The 17866-nt window shown below is 50.3% G+C and carries 11 protein-coding genes; 2 read left to right on the top strand and 9 right to left on the bottom strand.

Going from position 1 to position 17866, the window contains the following annotated elements:
• Window positions 1-60: 60 nt before the first annotated feature.
• Entirely contained in the window at window positions 61-1404 is a 1344-nt protein-coding gene (gene pmbA / locus JFT56_RS02490) for a metalloprotease PmbA (RefSeq protein ID WP_198782148.1), read from the bottom strand.
• Between the two features lie 366 nt (window positions 1405-1770).
• Between pmbA and yjgA the strand changes: the two genes are divergently transcribed.
• Together yjgA and JFT56_RS02480 are read left to right on the top strand one after the other, a co-directional pair.
• Window positions 1771-2307 carry a ribosome biogenesis factor YjgA gene (yjgA, locus tag JFT56_RS02485; RefSeq protein WP_198782147.1) on the top strand — a complete coding sequence of 179 codons (537 nt, stop codon included), beginning with the start codon at window positions 1771-1773 and terminating at the stop codon, window positions 2305-2307.
• A 29-nt stretch (window positions 2308-2336) separates the two neighbouring features.
• Window positions 2337-4850, top strand: coding sequence for an Ig-like domain-containing protein (locus tag JFT56_RS02480; protein WP_198782146.1), 2514 nt, complete (start codon window positions 2337-2339; stop codon window positions 4848-4850).
• A gap of 140 nt (window positions 4851-4990) precedes the next feature.
• On the opposite strand, the gene JFT56_RS02475 is transcribed toward JFT56_RS02480, so the two are convergent.
• The 8 genes from JFT56_RS02475 to rng form a co-directional block, all read right to left on the bottom strand.
• Window positions 4991-6133 (bottom strand): ABC transporter permease, encoded by a 1143-nt coding sequence (locus tag JFT56_RS02475; RefSeq protein WP_198782145.1) that lies wholly within the window; start codon window positions 6131-6133, stop codon window positions 4991-4993.
• 1 nt (window position 6134) lies between these two features.
• Window positions 6135-7367: an ABC transporter permease gene (locus tag JFT56_RS02470; protein WP_198783480.1), complete on the bottom strand. Its 1233-nt coding sequence runs from the start codon at window positions 7365-7367 to the stop codon at window positions 6135-6137.
• Between the two features lie 74 nt (window positions 7368-7441).
• Window positions 7442-8416: an HlyD family secretion protein gene (locus JFT56_RS02465; protein WP_198782144.1), complete on the bottom strand. Its 975-nt coding sequence runs from the start codon at window positions 8414-8416 to the stop codon at window positions 7442-7444.
• Window positions 8406-9830 (bottom strand): TolC family protein, encoded by a 1425-nt coding sequence (locus JFT56_RS02460; RefSeq protein ID WP_198782143.1) that lies wholly within the window; start codon window positions 9828-9830, stop codon window positions 8406-8408. Before JFT56_RS02460 ends, JFT56_RS02465 begins: the two co-directional genes overlap by 11 nt.
• A 153-nt stretch (window positions 9831-9983) precedes the next feature.
• The gene (gene tldD / locus JFT56_RS02455) at window positions 9984-11432 is read right to left on the bottom strand and encodes a metalloprotease TldD (protein WP_198782142.1); all 1449 of its coding nucleotides are present in this window, start codon (window positions 11430-11432) and stop codon (window positions 9984-9986) included.
• A gap of 115 nt (window positions 11433-11547) precedes the next feature.
• The gene (locus tag JFT56_RS02450) at window positions 11548-12387 is read right to left on the bottom strand and encodes a carbon-nitrogen hydrolase family protein (protein WP_198782141.1); all 840 of its coding nucleotides are present in this window, start codon (window positions 12385-12387) and stop codon (window positions 11548-11550) included.
• Window positions 12311-16327, bottom strand: coding sequence for a YhdP family protein (locus JFT56_RS02445; protein WP_198782140.1), 4017 nt, complete (start codon window positions 16325-16327; stop codon window positions 12311-12313). The genes JFT56_RS02450 and JFT56_RS02445 overlap by 77 nt, the downstream gene beginning before the upstream one ends.
• Window positions 16327-17793 carry a ribonuclease G gene (rng, locus tag JFT56_RS02440; RefSeq protein ID WP_198783479.1) on the bottom strand — a complete coding sequence of 489 codons (1467 nt, stop codon included), beginning with the start codon at window positions 17791-17793 and terminating at the stop codon, window positions 16327-16329. Before rng ends, JFT56_RS02445 begins: the two co-directional genes overlap by 1 nt.
• Window positions 17794-17866: the final 73 nt, after the last annotated feature.

The following is a 17866-nucleotide window of genomic DNA, read 5'->3' as shown; positions in this document are numbered from 1 at the left end:
ACAAAAAAGGGCAAACGATAGTGCGTTTGCCCTTTTTCCCATCGGGATCTGGCGGTTAGATCAGTTACCCGCGACTTTCATCTCAGATAACAGGATAGCGCCGGTGCGAATCGATGAGCGCAGATCAAAATCCTGACTCACGGCTTGCACGCCACGGAACATCTCTTTCAAGTTACCCGCGATAGTGATCTCTTCCACTGGATATTGGATTTCGCCATTTTCGACGTAGAAACCCGCCGCCCCACGGGAATAATCCCCAGTGACCATATTCACGCCTTGACCCATGACTTCGGTCACGATCAAACCTGTACCCATATCCTTCACCAACTGGTCGAAGGTTTGGCCCGTATGGCCGAGTGTCCAGTTATAGATCCCACCCGCATGGCCCGTATTAGGTAAGGCTAACTTGCGGGCAGAATAACTGGTCAGTAAATAGGTTTCTAACATGCCGCGGTCAATAATGCGTCTGTCCTGAGTCGCCACACCTTCACTATCGTAGTTAGCGCTCGCGAGCGCACCCAGCAAATGGGGCTGCTCTTCAATATTGAACCAATCAGGGAAGATTTGCGTGTGGATGGAATCCAATAGGAAGCTGGATTTGCGGTATAAACTGCCGCCACTAATGGCACCAATTAAATGGCCGATCAATCCCGTTGCTATCTCGGGGGCCAATAAAATCGGTAAGCGGGTGGTGGCAATCTTGCGGGCACCTAAACGGCTGACCGTCTTCTGCGCCGTCTTTAAACCTACGGCTTCGGGTGCAAGCATCTCGCTGAATTTACGGGCGATAGTGTAATCGTAATCCCGTTGCATATTGCCATCACTGTCTTCGCCGATCACGCTGCAACTTAAGCTATAACGTGAACTGCAATACCCGTTCAAGAAGCCATGGCTATTGCCATACACTTTAACCGACGTGTGGGCATTAGCACTCGCGCCATCGGAGTTATTGATCCGCGGATCGGCATCGAGCGCCGCGGTTTCGGCGCGGATCGCGAGCTGAGCGAGCTCATCGGGGGAAATATCTTGTGGATAATACAACTGAAGATCGCGAATTTGCCTCGCCATTAAGGCTTTATCGGCAAGGCCACTAAAAGGATCGGGCGAAGTATAACGGGCGATATCGTCGGCCGCTTTTACCGCGAGGGCGATGGCCTCTGGACTTAAATCCGACGTCGATGAACTGCCCTTACAACCATCGCGGTAAACCGTAATCCCTAGGGCACCATCTTTATTAAATTCAACGGTTTCAACCTCTTTTAAACGGGTAGAAACCGACAGGCCCTGTTGCTTACTGATCGCCACTTCGGCCGCGTTCGTTCCTAATTTATTGGCATATTCGAGTGCCACGGCAACCGCATCTTTCAGCGCGCCCAATTCACTATCGATTCTGTTCAAAGACACAAAGCTACTCTTTCGTTATCGGCAATGGCGCTAGCATAACAAACACAAATCCCATTCACATTAATTATTAGCATGACACTGAGTCACGGCCCGGCACTAAATAACAGTTCCTAATTATGCGACATCGCAGGATCTCGCACGCAGGCACGCCATTAACTCTTCCCTGAGGGCTCCACTGCGCCATCCATGGCGCAGAGGGCCTGCTTACCGATATCCTGCTAGCCCTATAAAATGATCTACAATTCGAAAGGCTATTTAGGCTAAGGCGTAAAAGGAGCTCTGGTCTTTGTTTCAACACATTCACCTAGGTGATTTTTGGTTGGAGATGTTATTATTAGCAGGTTTTTTACTTGAGGTTTTATCTATATGAAGATTGTTGGTGATTCAGAGCATTTTAAACAGCCCTACGACGTTGATGAAGATTATGTCAGTAGCAAAACGTCGGACAAGCGTGATAGTGAGGCTGTTCAAAAAATTGGTATGGAACTGGTTTCACTGAGCAAGACTCAGCTAGATAAAATCGAGCTGGATGAGTTTTTGTATGACGCTATCCTGCAAACGCGCAAAATCAAAGTCAATACTGAGGCGTACCGTCGCCATATGCAGTATATCGGCAAATTGATGCGTAATTTTGATGTTGAACCTATCAAGGCCGCCCTGGCGATTGTACTCAACAAAAACAACAACGAAACCGCAAAACTGCAGATGTTTGAGAAAATGCGTGAGCGTTTGTTGACCCAAGGTGATGCTGAAATCCAAACCTTAGTGGAACATTACCCACAATTGGACCGACAAAAGCTGCGAACTTTGGTGCGTCAAGCGACCAAAGAGCTAGCCAAAGGCCCTGAATCAAAATCATCTAAAGAGCTGTTTAAATATCTACGCAGCGAAATCCAAGACTAATTAACTTCAGCCCCACAAGGATGTTGCTTATGCGACTTAGCAAAACGTTAGCGGTATTTTCTTGGGCATTACTGGGCGCTCTCGCGCTCAGTGGTTGTAATGGCGCCGCCGATGGCACTGATACTGACGGTACAACCGACAGCTACAGCTTAACCTTAGGCTATAAAACGGTCGTCAATGGCAAGTGTACCGATACTACAACGGATCTCAGTTTTGCTACCGATACGAGTTTTTGTGCCGTCGCCACCTTAAAAAGAGGCTCGAGCAAACTCAGTGGGCAACTTGTTAGCTTCAGCGCCACCACAGGGACAGTGACTCCAGCCACAAAACTCACCAATGCCGATGGGATTGCCGAGGTCATAGTGTCCAATCCGGCCCTAACGGAAGAAGCGGGCACTGTGACCGCCAGTTATACCCCGAGTGATGCAGAGACATTAACGGCGAGCCGCAATTACGAATTTATGGGTTCAGGCAGTGGTACTCAGGTTGAACCCCTCAAGCTCAGCGCCAGTATTTTACAAAGTTCAGCCTTAGTGACTCGCTTTAAAGTCGATGAGGCGGTGCAACTCCAGGCCATATTGCTCGACAGTGAAAGCCAAGGCATTGCCGATGCAAAAGTGACGTTTAGCGCAGGTTCAGCGGTGCTCAATCCCGCCAGCGCACTCACCAATAATCAAGGTATCGCCCAGGTCACTTATACCCCAAGCGCCACAGATTTAGGGGCAAATACCCTAACAGTAACAGTGGATTATAAGGGGCAATCGCTGCAAAACAGCAGTCTGTTTGAGGTGCTCAGCAAAGATGCCGTCAACCAAGAAGGGACGCTGAAATTAGGTTCATTCAATGGCACTGTCTTTACCGAGGGTAAATTGGCGAGCACCTTAACCGCCGATGCCAATGGCGCATACAAAATCAGTGCGGGCGGCAGCTTTGGGGTCACCGCAAGTTTAGTGCTAGAGGCCAATGACGGCACTATTACGCGCGTGCAAACCCCCTCTTCGATTAGCTTTAGCTCAGACTGTACGACAAACAATAGTGCGACACTCGATACGCCAGTCACTACGCTATCGGGTAATGCCAGCTCGACCTTCCAAGACACGAGTTGCAGCGGCAATAGCGAGCGTAACGATCAGATCCTTGCCACAACCGTGGCGGGCAATCAAACCTTAACGGCCAGTCTGCCCTTTACCCTGCAACGCCAAACACTTGCCAGCTTAAGTTTTGAATCGGCCGAGCCCACCCAAATACGCATTAAAGGCGCCGGTGGCACAGGTTCAAGCGAATCTTCTTTAGTCAGCTTCAAAGTCACCAGCGCCAACGGTCAACCGGCAGCGCAGCAAGAGGTCAGCTTTACCTTAGATACTGTCGTGGGCGGTTTAAGTTTTGCCAATGGTACCGCGAAGGCGCAAAGCCTAACCAACTCCCAAGGTATCGCCAGTGTACGCGTGTTATCCGGCACAGTACCCACGCCCGTGCGCGTGGTGGCAAGCGCCATCGATACCGACACCAATGAAGTGATCACTAGCCAATCTGAGCAGTTAACGGTCAATACAGGCTTGCCACAACAGCTTGGATTTAGCTTAGCGACCAGTAATGCCAATCCTGAAGCGGGCAATATCGACGGTGAGAAAGTCACAGTGACAGCCAGACTGTCCGATAGCTTTGGTAACCCAGCGCCCAACGACACCACAGTCAACTTCACCAGTGAGGGCGGCCAAATAGAACCAAGTTGCCTGACCCAAAATGGCGCCTGTAGCGTGACGTGGACCTCAAGCGATCCTAGACCCCAAGACCATCGCATCACAGTATTAGCCTACGCCCTAGGTCACGAAACCTTCTTCGATACCAACGGTAACAACCAATTTGATAGCAACGACGGCACAGCGATTGCCAAAGCCTGTTTAATGAACGGTACACCCGTGGCCTGTAGTGGTAATGGTTTAGATGTGGAAACCTTCCACAGCCAAGGCTTTAGCGATCTGCCCACCGCCTTTCGCGATGATAACGAAAACTTTGCCTATGATAGTGGCGAACGCTATTTCGATAACCTTGCCAGCAGCAGCTACAAAGGTGCCGATAATAAATTTAATGGCCCACAATGCCAAGGTACGCTATGCGGCACAGGCCAAGCCAATAAGACCTATGTTCGTAAGGCTGTGGTGATGGTCATGTCGGGTTCGAGTGCCTATTTCTCACTCTGGCAGGATGACGTTAAAGTCTATGAAGATCGCCAAGGACAAAATATCCTCAACAATCTTAATGCATTAACGGCAATCCCCGCGGGCCAAACCTCGGTATTTAGGGTCAAGCTCTACGACAGTGCCGACCAGATCTTGCCATCGAGCACAACGCTGAATATTGCCGCCAATAAGGGGGAGTTAGTCTCAACCGCTTATACAGTGCCTAAGACGACTCACGCCAATACGAGCGAGACCGAGTTTTCCCTTAAGAATACCGGAACCGCCAGCAGCCAAGTCGTGCTCACAGTGAAGACCCCGAGCGGAGTCGAAACCCGCTTAAAATTCGATGTATTACTAGAGTAACTGCGGCAACAGCGGCAGAGAAAATAGACAAGCCTGTGGTGGCTAATATCTAAATAATGATATTTAAAGATATTCCACCACAGGGTATTGCACCTAAATAGCCTTTATCTCTTTACACTTTGATTATTGGAAGTTCAAGGTCAAATGGCTTTCAATAGCCTAGCTCTGCGCTTAATGCCCAGCATAGCTAAGCCGAAAAACACTGCAAATAAGCCCCACAGCTGCAACCATTTAGGCATCACACTCGCCCAACTTGCGCCCATTTGATTGAGTTCTAACATGCCCATAATCGCTGGTACGGCGGGAATAAACTCCGAGCCTAAAACTAACGGTTCGGGGATCAGTGCTATCGGCCAGACAAAACCTGACACAAATAGAATCGGCATTGAAATCAACAGCAGCACTTGGGTCGGTAAATCGCGGCGGGTAAACAGTGTGCTCATGGCGACCCCTGCCGCTGCGCTTGCCAATAAAAAAGGCAACAACCACAGCGCCACTAAACCAAGGCTCGCTTGAATACTCACCTTATACCAGTGAAAACAATAACCGACATAAAAGCTGGTAAAAACGATATAAATCAACATAAAGGCAAAAATGCGACCACAGACCAATTGCAACGGTGATACCTGCTGCCAGTAGCCCCTATGGCGCCATTGTCCCGCCCCTAAAATCCCAGTACCAATCAGTAAGGTTTGATGCAGGATCAGCAAAAACAGCCCCGGCACCACATAGGGCGTATACCCAAGACTTGGGTTAAAGGCGGGCACGCTATTAAGGTGGAGCGAATTCAAGCTCTCCTGTGCCAACTTAGGGTTTTGACCTTGGGCGAGCATGCCTATCAACTGTACTTGCTTACCCTCATCCATTCCTGCGCTGACCAAACCTTCGGCAACCGCAGAATAAATTAAAAAGTAACTAGCATCGCCGCCATAGCTTAACGTCACCCCTTTACCGAGCAGCAAGTCGCGACGAAACCCCTCGGGGATCACTAACAGGCCATGGGCTTTACCCATTTCAATTAATTGCTTAGCCTCGGTTATCGAGCCCACTTGGCCTATAACTTGGATTTTTGCGCTGGCGTCGCTATGACGAATAAGCTGACGGCTAAGGGAGGAATTGTCTAAATCCACGACGATAAGCTGTTGCTCGGTCGGCACTTGATTTAGATAGGGCAAAGGATAGAGCACGGAATAAAACAATACGCCGCCAAACAAGGTCACGGCTATCGCTTTATCGCTAACAATGGCCTTAAGCTCAGTGAAGATCAGTTGCCAAAAATTCATCCTATTGCCCCTTCACAGCGAATGCGGTGTCCGAGTTAACAGCCGTCGTCACACTATTAGCGCTCACAGCATTAGCACTAACAGTAAGAGGCAGTAATTTACGCGACAAAAGGTAAATCAACGGCAACAGGCAGATAAATTCCCAATAACTGCTCATTTGAGCAGCCACAGTTGGCCAAGCGGCGCCGTAGCTTACAACGCTAACGTGGGACTCTATATAATGGCTCGATGGCATAATCAGCCGCCACCACTGGGCTAATGGTGGCATCTCATGGGTGGGGAAAGTGATCCCCATAAAAGCAAAAGCGGGGGCAAATAAGGCGGTACAAAAACTGATGACTCGCGCACTGTCTCGCATCAATACAAACACTAAAAGCACTAACAGCCATATCGCTAACAACATCACTAACTGTGCTAGGAGTAACAGGACTAAACTGCCCGCCATCGGCAGCGCCAGATACAAGTACAGCCAAGTGAGAATAAAGCCCCCCTGCAGCATTAATATCGGCGTAAACAAAACCACCTTCGCCAATACCTTAGGCCAAAAATGCTCGGTTAATTGATTGGATATGCCGGCGAATGGTGTCACTTGGGCGAGATGCAATTCTCTGTTGACGCTGTTGGCCATCACGAGCATAGATAACAGTTGCCACAGCGCTATCAGCACTGGGGGCACTAAAAAGCCGATATAGTTGTTATTTCGATTAAATAATGCTGTGGTTTGGCTTTTTACTGGGCTTAAGTTCACCGCCACCTGGGACTTAGGTATCCCCTTAGCTAACTGCTTTAGGCCCGCGACCTGCAACAATCCCTCACCTAAGGCGAGCTGAATTTGGCTCGACAACAATTTACCCACCAGCAGGAACTGACTGTTGTAACGCACATCGATAGTGGGACTGTGGCCCGTGAGCAAATCTTTTTTCATATCATAGGGAAACACCACAATGGCGTAGACCTTTGCCTGCTGCATGGCAGTAACAGCCGAGGACAGATCGGTAAAACTTTGCGGATCGGTAACCGAGTTGGCCTTAAGCTGACGGGTCAGCATACGGCTTAATTGGCTATGATCTTGGTCGACAATCGCCACCGGCAGTTGCCTTGGCAACCCAGCACTAAACAACCACCAGAGACATAGCACGCTCAGCAGCGGGATATAACTGACTAACGCCAACTGCCAAGGATCGCGCCAGAGGGCGTGCAGTTCACGGCGAACCAAGGCAATAAGTAGCGCCATAAAGCTCAGCTGATGCGGCTCATTCTTGATTTTGTCTACCGCGTTGGCTTGGGGCTTAGGTTCAGTCACGGCCTTTACTCACCACGTAATAGTACTGACATACCAACCCTTAGGTTTGCTATCGGCTCACTTGGGCGCAGCTCTACCTCGAAGGTTCGCATATCAAAATCGTGGCCGCTCTCGGTCGAGCGCCATGTTGCAAAATCCCCCATCACGCTGATATGGGATACAGTGAATGCCACATCCTGCCCAAGCGCAGGAATATTTAGTTGAATTTTATCGCCTTTATTAAAGCGTTTAAGCTGATCTTCACGCACTTGGAACACGGCCCAAGCATCCTGCATATCAATCAGGCTCACCACAGGAAAACCGCTCGGAGCTAATTCCCCGGCCTGTAATAGGACTTCGCTAATTTCACCGGACTTAGGGGCGCGCATTTGGGTATCGGCCATAATAGCGCTGACCTCTTTGACGGCTCCCTCGGCCATACGGGCATTGCCAGCGGCGGCAGCTTTAGTCTCGGCCCGAGCACCTTCCTGCGCCATTTGGTACATGGCCAATGCCGCTTGCTCTGTGTACTTTGCCGCCTGCCATTGGGTAAAGGCTTCATCACGCTTTTGCCTTGCTGCCACACCTTCATTAAACAGGTTTTCAACTCGGTTATAGGTGGTTTTAGCCAGCGTTGCCGCCGCTTGGGCTTTGAGCCATTGCTCCTTTGCGGCCATCACTTCTTGGCTGCGGGCACCGTTATTTGCCTCTAATTGCTTAGCCTTAGCGGCATCGCGGCCACCTTCGGCCTGCATCAATTTGGCATCGAGTTCAGGGCTTTCAATCGCGAATAACAAATCCCCTTCGGCCACACTATCGCCGCGGCGAACTAATACTTGTTCGACCCGCCCCGGCACCTTAGATGACACGTTATATTCTCGAGCCTCAATTTGCCCCTGCATCAAGCTTGGCTGCGGACTATAAGCCAGCTTGAGGCCGTAGGCTAAGATAAGGCCTAATGCCACTAACGCCACAAGGGCAAGCATTCGGTTAGCGCGCATTGTTTGTCTCCTGCATTAAGCGACTATCGGTGGTGCGACCGATAAATTCATCTAATTGGCCACTGATGGCCATTAATCTAGCGTAGGCTTGCACATAACGATAACGGGCACCGAGTTGTTGTGTTTTCACGGCGCTCAATTTTAGTTCGGCATCGACTCTGTCGATGGAGGTTGAAAGCCCTTGATTAAAGGCGATGTCCCTAAGGCGTAGGTTTTCAGTTGCCAGTTCGAGTGAGGTATTCAATGCCTTAACCTCTTCCTCGGCCTGCAATAACTGGCGATAACTTTGATCCACTAACAGGCTCAAGTCTTGCCGAGTTTGCGCTTTGGTATAACGGGCCTGCAGTAACGCACTCTTAGCGGCTTCGACTTTGCCGCTGCGGCCATCGCGACTCAAGATAGGCACTTTCACGCCAACCCCAACCATCCAATCCGGCTCCACCTTAGAAAACAAACTGTCATCTTCGTATAGGGTGTAATTACCAAAGAGGAACACTGTGGGATGATATTTCCCTTTCTCTAAGGAAACCAATCCATTAGCCTGCGCTTCCTTCGACTCTAGCAACTTTAGCGCCGGATGCTGACTAAGGGTGACTTGGGTTAAATCCCCTAAAGAAGGCGCATGGGGCAAGAGGAATAATGAGGACTGGGTTTCCAGCTGGGCGCTCTGTTGTAACATGCGCGATAGGGCGATCACCGCCATTTCATGTTGCCGGCGAGAGCTACCTAAATTGACCTTAGCATTGTCGAGGGCGACCTGCGCATTGAGGCGCTCAACCTTAGCAATTTGCCCTTCACGCTCTAACGCGAGGGCATGCTCAAGGTGTTGAGTGAAGGAATCCACAAGCTCAGTTTGGGTATTCACTAGGGCCTGAGTGACGTCAACGGCGTAGTATCTGTCCACCAGCTGGGTGAATAGGTCACGGGTCGCGAGCTGTAATTCTTGCTGTTTTTCGGCCACCATGGCCGCATGTATGCCCTGGGCAGCGGTGATCTGGCCGCCCGTATAGATAGGCCACATGGCCTGCAGGCTGGCACGAAAAATATCCTGCTCGGTAAAAGGCGTGACAAACATTGAGCTTGGGATCCCCGCCAGTGCGCCACCTAAGGCTGGCGGCAGAGTCGCTGGGTCAAGGGAAGCTAAGGGATTGAGATCCCTTAAATCTAATTCGATCGGTTTTTCGAGGTGGGTATAACTGCCATTAAGGCTCAATGAAGGCAGATTTAAGCTTTCGCCCGCAGCTTCTTCCCCCTTGGCACGGTTCACTTCCTGGGATTGGGCTTGCAACTTGTCACTCACCTTGAGCACTTGTTGCCAAGCGTCGGTGAAACTGATGGGCTGCGCCGAGGCAGCCAAAGGCAGTAGACAAGGCAGTGGCAATAAACATAGCCATGCCACACGTGATAGTTTCATTAACACCTCTAGAGTAGTTACTCTAATTTCCTTTGCGAATGATAACATTCATAGCGGACAGCGGCTAGAACCCGCCTCCTTAAGTGTGGCGTAACGCCTAGGTTCTAGGTTCTAGGTTCTAGGTTCTAGGTTCTAGGTTCTAGGTTCTAAGTGTTAAGCCGTGCCACCCACGGTGAGCTTGTCGAGTTTCAGGGTCGGTTGGCCGACACCGACGGGCACACTCTGGCCATCTTTACCGCACACACCGACACCTTTATCCAGCGCCATATCATTGCCAACCATGGAAATCTGCCCCATAGCTTCTGGGCCGTTACCAATTAAGGTTGCGCCCTTAATCGCTTGAGTGACCTCACCATTTTCAATCAGATAGGCCTCTGATGCCGAAAACACAAACTTGCCCGAGGTAATATCGACTTGGCCACCGCCAAAGTTAGGTGCGTAAATGCCCTTCTTCACCGACTTAATGATCTCACTCGGATCCGACTGCCCCGCCGTCATATAGGTATTGGTCATACGTGGCATAGGTAAGTGGGCGTAGGATTCACGGCGACCGTTACCCGTAGGGGCAACGCCCATCAAGCGCGCATTTAATTTATCTTGGATATAGCCCTTTAAGATACCGTCTTCGATCAGCACAGTTCTTTGGGTTTGCACCCCTTCATCGTCTATGCTGAGTGAGCCACGGCGATTGGCCAAAGTGCCATCGTCCACTACAGTCACTAACTTAGAGGCCACTTGCTGGCCGACCATGCCGCTAAAAGCACTGCTGCCCTTACGGTTAAAATCCCCTTCCAAACCATGTCCAACGGCTTCGTGTAACAAGACGCCCGGCCAACCATTACCTAAGACCACTGGCATCTCACCCGCGGGCGCATCGATGGCATTCAGGTTAACCTGTGCCTGGCGCACGGCTTCACGGGCAAAGGCGAAGCACATAGGTAAACCCGTGTCATCGCTGGCCATTAATACGCCGTAGTCATGGCGGCCACCGCCGCCAGCACCGCCGCGTTCACGTTTACCGTTTTCCTCTAGGATAACGCTGCAGTTAAACCGCACTAGCGGGCGGATATCCGCCGCCAGCGTACCATCGCTCGCGGCCACAAGAATTTCTTCGTGCACGCCCGCCAGGCTAACCACCACTTGGATAATACGGCTATCTAAGCTGCGAATAAACGCATCGGCCTCTTTCAGCAGGTTGATTTTTTTGACTTCTTCCATGGCCGCAATGGGATCTAAGCTGTCGTATAACGCCAACACTTTTTGACGTTTAAAGGCTTGCACCTGCGTTTGTTCACCAAGGCTTGCTATACCACGGGCCGCTTCGGCCGCTGCACTCAACGCGGCGGGAGTGATATCGTCGGCATAGGCAAAACCGGTTTTTTCACCACTGATGGCACGCACGCCCACACCACGCTCAATATGGAAGCTGCCATCTTTGATAATGCCGTCTTCCAGTACCCATGATTCATGGCGACTGCCTTGGAAATAGAGATCGGAAAAATCGATTTTGTGCTGATGTATGATGTTTAAATAGGTTTGTAGGCCGTCTAACGCTAACCCACCCTTCAATAAACTCTGCTCTACTTGTGCTAAAAATGGCATCGATGCTCTCTCTGATCCCAAGGGATCTTACTATGCTGAGTATAAAAACTAAGCCGACTGGCTGTACTAATTATTTTAAAATCAATAATAAAACTGCTTTTTATCCGTTGTGCCTTCAGCTGCTGGATTTTAAAGCGGGTGCGATAAAACGATTATGCTGCATAACGGGCATTTTACTGCGAATGCTGTGCACCTCGGCTAAATCGACCTCTGCATGTACCCAACCGGTTCCCGTCTGGCGCTGGGCGATAATATTTCCCCAAGGACCGACAACCATGCTCTGCCCCCAAGTTTCCCGGCTACCTTCATTATGGGCTCCCCATTGGGCAGCGGCTAAAATAATGCATTGGGTTTCAATGGCCCTTGCCTGTAATAACACCTGCCAATGGGCTTCCCCCGTCACTTTAGTGAATGCCGAGGGAACGGTAATGATTTCGGCACCCGCTAGGCGCATTGCCCTAAAGAGGTCGGGAAAGCGTAAATCATAACAGACGGTCAGGCCAATTTTGCCAAAAGGTGTGTCGATAACACTAATGTGATCGCCGGGGCAAAAGGTTTCGCTTTCGCGGTACTGTTTAGTGCCATCGGCCACATCCACATCAAAAAGATGCAATTTATCGTAATGCCCTAAGGTATCACCTTTATCATCAAACAGATAACAACGGCTATACACGCGGCCATCCTCGGCAAGGGCCGGAATCGTGCCCGCCACCATAAAGACTTGGTACTGAGCGGCCAATGCACTTAGCGCCTGTTTAAGTGGGCCTTGATCGCTATCGCCCGCATAGGCAAGTTGCGCGCTTTCATGGCCACCAAAAAGCAGGCTGCACTCGGGCAACACGACTAAATGCGGCGCAGTTGCATCCCGTACGAGCGCTTTAAGCTGCGATTCGATAAACCGCAGATTGGCGCTGACGTCGCGGCTGCTCTGACATTGCAACAGGCTGATGTGCATGGTTATCTCCCTGAAGTTGCTTTATGGGTTCGACGGCGGGTTCAGTGACAGCGGGCTCAACCTTAGGCGGCTCGAGCATTGGCAGAATAGACTCTGGAATTTCAATCTCTTTACTCTTGCGCTCGAGTTCCTCAACCACGGGATCGGCCATAGTGCCCGTGACCCTAAAGCGAATTTCGGAGATCACCTCGATCACAGGCTCAAGCACTTTGGTTAGCGCAAACGCCCCTAAGCCTAAGGTCCAAGCACTGGTACTGAGCAGGACGACGGTCGGTACGCTAGAAGCCAACTGCGGCACAAAGCGGATATCGTAATTTAAACTTTCAGTGGTGAGATCCGTATAGCCACGCACTTTCATATTGCCCGCGATTGCATCCATTTCAGTATCTGTGGTTTTCACTACCCCATTGTCAATTTGTAGATTACCGCCAAAGGAGTTGAAATACATTCCCTGCCCAAACACATCACTGAAATCAAGGGATAACTTACGCACGAGGGAATCTAAGCTAAAGAGGGAGAAAATCCGCGCCCCCTTATCACTCACTTGGGATAAATGACCTTTCCCCAATGCAAACTGCACTTTGCCATTTAAGGTTTCGAGGGAGAATGCATAGGGCGCGCCCTGCCAGGAGAGATCGGCCTTAACCTCAAGCGGCGCCTCATTTACGCCAGGATCTATCCCCAATAGATGGGTTAGATGATTAAACTGAGTGGCATTTAACGTCAGGCTCAGATCTGTGTTGTTATGTCCATCCTGCTGCCGCCAAATGCCAGCCCCTTGCAAGTTCACATGCTTGGTACTTAAAGATAAAGTTTGGATCCGATAACCGGACGCCTGTGGGCCAGCCTGTAACACTAACTGACCAAAGGGCTTATCGAAGAAGCGAAAATCCTCCACATTCACCGCTACCGGCGGCAAATTCGTTAGGACTTGGTCCGCACCAAAATCCGCCTCGGCCTCTTTTTTAACCTCAGGGGCAAAGTAAAACTTACTCGCCACGACCTTAAGCCCTTGGGTCTTCCAATTAGGATAAAAATCCACCCAACCTTCAAACTCACTGGCACTGGCATTAAAGCGCCAGCCAGTATCATTAGGTTTAGCGCGCAATACCAGCCCTGTCAGACCTTGGCCCAGCAAATCAAATTTGCCGATATTGGCATCTATCCCCACCACGGGTGGGAACACATTCTGCGAAGGGGCTTTATCGGTTAAGATCCCTAAACTTTTAGGCTTAGTATCCTCAGCAACGAAGGCATTAATCACAGGCAACCAATTGGCTAATTTGCCACTGGTCACATCAATTTGGATATGCCCAAGCTCGGCAATACGGGCCTCATCTTCGGCAAATAACCGCCCGAGCAGTAGATCAAAATAACTAAAACGGGCGCCCGTATTGGCCTCAAAACCGCCCACAAACTCAGCCTGTTTATCGAGCCTAACCGTCAGCGTGGTGCTTTGTTGGTCGCCAATAAACTCAGCCAAGAGCGGCCGAGGCTCGTCGATTGGTTTAGCAAAAGCGCCCGGTAATGTTAAAGAGGTACCCACTAGGTCCGAATCAACCTTGGCCTCTATCTGATAACCTTGATCATTGAACAGCATATTTAGAGTGCCATTCCACGGGAATTTACCTTGGTAGAAGCCGCTCAGTGGATTATGAATCGCGGCAGGTAAACGGTTAAGATCCCAGCGGCTTTTCAGCTTCACATTTAAGCCATAATCTTTACCCACAGGCTGAGTATCAAAACTGAGTTCTAAGGGTTGCTCGAAGAGTTTGGCCTTAATGCCTTTGCCCTCAAGCTTGTCATTGGCAAATTGTACCGTCCCCGTCACACCCGCAAGCGCAATACCGGGCTCAGCAATATAAACTGGGGTATTCTCAAAACCAATTTGGCCGCGAATATCTTCCTCTTCACCCTCATAGAGGGGAATACTGATATCTAAATTGCCACTCACCGCGCCTTGCACTTGTACGAGTTTTAGGGTGTTACCGACAGAATCCGCCAGGGGCGATGCCTGCAGCACCTGAGTCGCAGCGGGGCCTTGGGTAGCGAGTTCCGCCTGGATTTTCAATAGCGAATGCTGGCCCAACTCGGGAATAAACACATGGGCGCCATCGGCGACCACATCCATTAACTTGCCCTGATTGACCCAAATATCCATGCGAGCATTTTCGAAAAGCGCATCGAGGGATAAGTCAGTCACGGCGGGCCAATCGGGTTGAAATTTGTATTCAGCATTGTCTAAGGTAAATGCCGCTTGGAACATGCCACTATTATCCTCAAAGGGGAAACTCGATAACGCGCCCTGCCATAACACCTGTGCGTTCTGACTTTGCCCCGCCTTGATCGCACCATCGAGATATTCGGCTAAGGCGCTCCCCATTGCCTTAACGGGGAAATACCTGTCGGCATTGGCGGCGTTTTTCACCGCCACATTGGCGGCCAGAGACATCGACATGGCCGCACTAAAATCCAATTTCAAGGCCGCATCGATACCTATATCTGGGTTGTCAAACTGCACCTTAGGCAGGCTAAGGCTTGACTGCTCGGTATCGAATAAGCCGATTAATTGGCCACTGTTGAAGCTTAACGGCGCATTAAATTCATCGCCTAAATCTACGGTATAGGCTTGTTTAGGCAATGAAAAGATTAAAGTTTTACCCTGCCAGGCTAAGTTAATATCCAAGGGGCTGGTATTAGGGATGCCGTCACATTTTTGCCAATGGAGTTGCTGAATATCCGCGCTGGCGAGCAAAGGTTGTTGCTCATCTTGGTATAAACGGATCGGGCCGACACTGCCCTCTGGCGAGAGATGAGACCACTGTTTGAGGACGGCCAAATCGACACCCGGAACTAAGGGCAAAAGTGGCAAGAACGTCTGCACATCGAGCCGACTAATGTAGCCGAATAACGCTTTGTCTTGCCGTTTTAGACCGAGTTTCAGCGCCGGCCAATGCTCACCATTGGTGATAAAATCCAGATCCGAGCTAATTAGCTTCCAGCCTTTAGGTTCGGGTAACCAGGCAATACTGCCCGATTGGATCTCAAATTTTTGCGGCTTATCCTCCAGCGACCACTGTAACCAGCTAGGTTCAAACTGCACCACACCTGAGCTTAAACTGCGATGGGCAAAATCAAACCATGCCTTAAGGTTCACCACCCCTTCTAAGGGTAACTTTTGTTTGGGATTGTAGGGATTTTGCTGGCGCGATGCCCATTCGCCTAAATCTAAGGATTGGGCGACAAGGTAAATTTGCCCGCTTAAGGTGTCCGGCGCCGCGCCGTCACCCTTAATATCCAATTGCAGGCCAAGGGACTCATTATCGGAGGCATTATTATCGAGGTAAATCTCACCGGCACCGCGATGGCGCTCACCACTGTTGTGCCAGTTTAAACGCCGAATATGGATGGGACGATATTCATGCTGCTGACTTAACAGCTGCACTGTGGCATTGCTCAGGGAGAAACGGTCGAGTTGTTTTAGGAGTAATTTGTAGAGCCAGTCGATTTGCGCGGCTTCGCTGGGGGCGCTATTGGGCTTAGTATCGGTTAATTTATCCATATCGAGGGCGACACTCACCCCGTCGAAATTCACATCTTCAATCCTTGGGCTGCGCGCCAGCACGGATTGCCAAAAATCGAGTTTGATTTGGACATTTTTGACTATCACAGTGACAGGTAACTTGTCCTGGGGCGGAATGATCAGATTATTGATATTCACCGCTGGCCCAAAGGCTTGCCACTGGGCGGATAATTCCTCGACTCGTACCTCGATTTGATATTCGCTTTTGACATAATCGACGAGCCGTTGCCGCACCTCATCAACCTGAGGCAGTAATCCGCGGATCAGGCTAACGGCGAGCGCACACAGGACTAAGAAAATCGCTAGCAGCTGCCAGCAGAAGCGGCTCAGTTTTTTAGCGGTAAAAAGCGTTGCCACTACATCATCACCACATCGTATTTATGCTGGGAATACATGGGTTCGTTCTGCAAACGAATGCGTTTACCTATGTAAACCTCGAGCTCGGCCACTAAATGACTCTCATCGCCGCTTAAGCTGTTATACACGGCGGGCGAGCAATAGAGTAAGAACTCATCGGCATCGTATGCACGATTTAAGCGAATAATTTCACGGAATATTTCATAGGACACAGTCTCAACCGTCTTCATGCTGCCCGTGCCTTGGCAGGCTGGGCACTCGCCACAAACCACATGCTCTAAGCTCTCACGGGTGCGTTTACGGGTCATTTCAACTAGGCCTAAGCCAGAGAAACCGCTGACATTGGTTTTCACCCTATCCTTGGCTAAGGCGCTATTTAAGCTATTGAGTACACGGGCCTTGTGGTCATCGCTCTGCATATCAATAAAATCGATAATGATGATGCCGCCAAGGTTACGCAGGCGCAGTTGCCGCGCAATGGCCTGAGTCGCCTCAAGGTTGGTATTAAAGATGGTTTCTTCAAGATTACGGTGGCCCACAAAGGCACCGGTATTAATATCGACCGTGGTCATGGCTTCGGTCTGATCGATAATCAGATAACCGCCGGATTTAAGCTCAACCTTGCGCCCAAGGGCACGTTGGATTTCATTCTCGACATCGTAGAGATCGAAAATAGGCGCTGGCCCCGAATAGTGCTCAATTTTCTCGGCAATTTCCGGCATAAATTCTTGGGCGAAGGATTGTAACTCGGCAAAGGTGCGGCGCGAATCCACTTGGATCCGATCGAGCTCTGTACCGACAAAATCACGTATAATCCGCACCGGTAGCGCTAAATCTTGGTATAAGAGTGCCACGCCACGGCGCTGACGTCGCTCACTCACCTTAGACCAGACGCGACGCAAAAAGGCGGCGTCCTGGGCAAGCTCATCTTCCCCGACACCTTCGGCGGCGGTGCGAATAATAAAGCCACCGTCTTCATCCACATAGGGCAAAGTGATTTTCTTAAGGCGGCTGCGCTCTTCTTCAAGTTCGATACGCTGGGAAACGCCCACATGGCTAGAGCCGGGCATAAAGACTAAGTAACGGGAAGGCAGGGTGATATCCGTCGTCAGGCGGGCACCTTTAGTGCCCAGCGGATCTTTCACCACTTGCACCATAATATCTTGCCCCTGACGCACAAGCTCGGCGATATCACGGACAACGAAATGGCCCTTCTCCACATCGGCGACGCATTCGGTATGCGGCACTATGTCGGAGGCATGTAAAAAAGCGGCTTTATCTAAGCCTATATCCACAAAGGCGGCTTGCATACCGGGCAACACACGGCTGATTTTACCTTTGTAAATATTGCCGACTAACCCCCGCTTCATGCGGCGTTCAATATGCACTTCTTGCAGCACACCGTGCTCAACTAGCGCCACGCGTGCCTCGGATGGGGTTACGTTGATCAGTAATTCTGAACCCATCTTGCGCTGTATTTTATGTGGATTTAAGCGACTGGTATTCACGACTCACCCCATTCGGGAAATTAAATTAATT

Origin of the sequence: Shewanella putrefaciens (assembly GCF_016406305.1) — a bacterium.
GTDB classification, from domain to species: domain Bacteria; phylum Pseudomonadota; class Gammaproteobacteria; order Enterobacterales; family Shewanellaceae; genus Shewanella; species Shewanella putrefaciens_C.
Note: the sequence above shows the minus strand (reverse complement) of the source record. Positions and strands in the feature narration are given on the sequence as shown.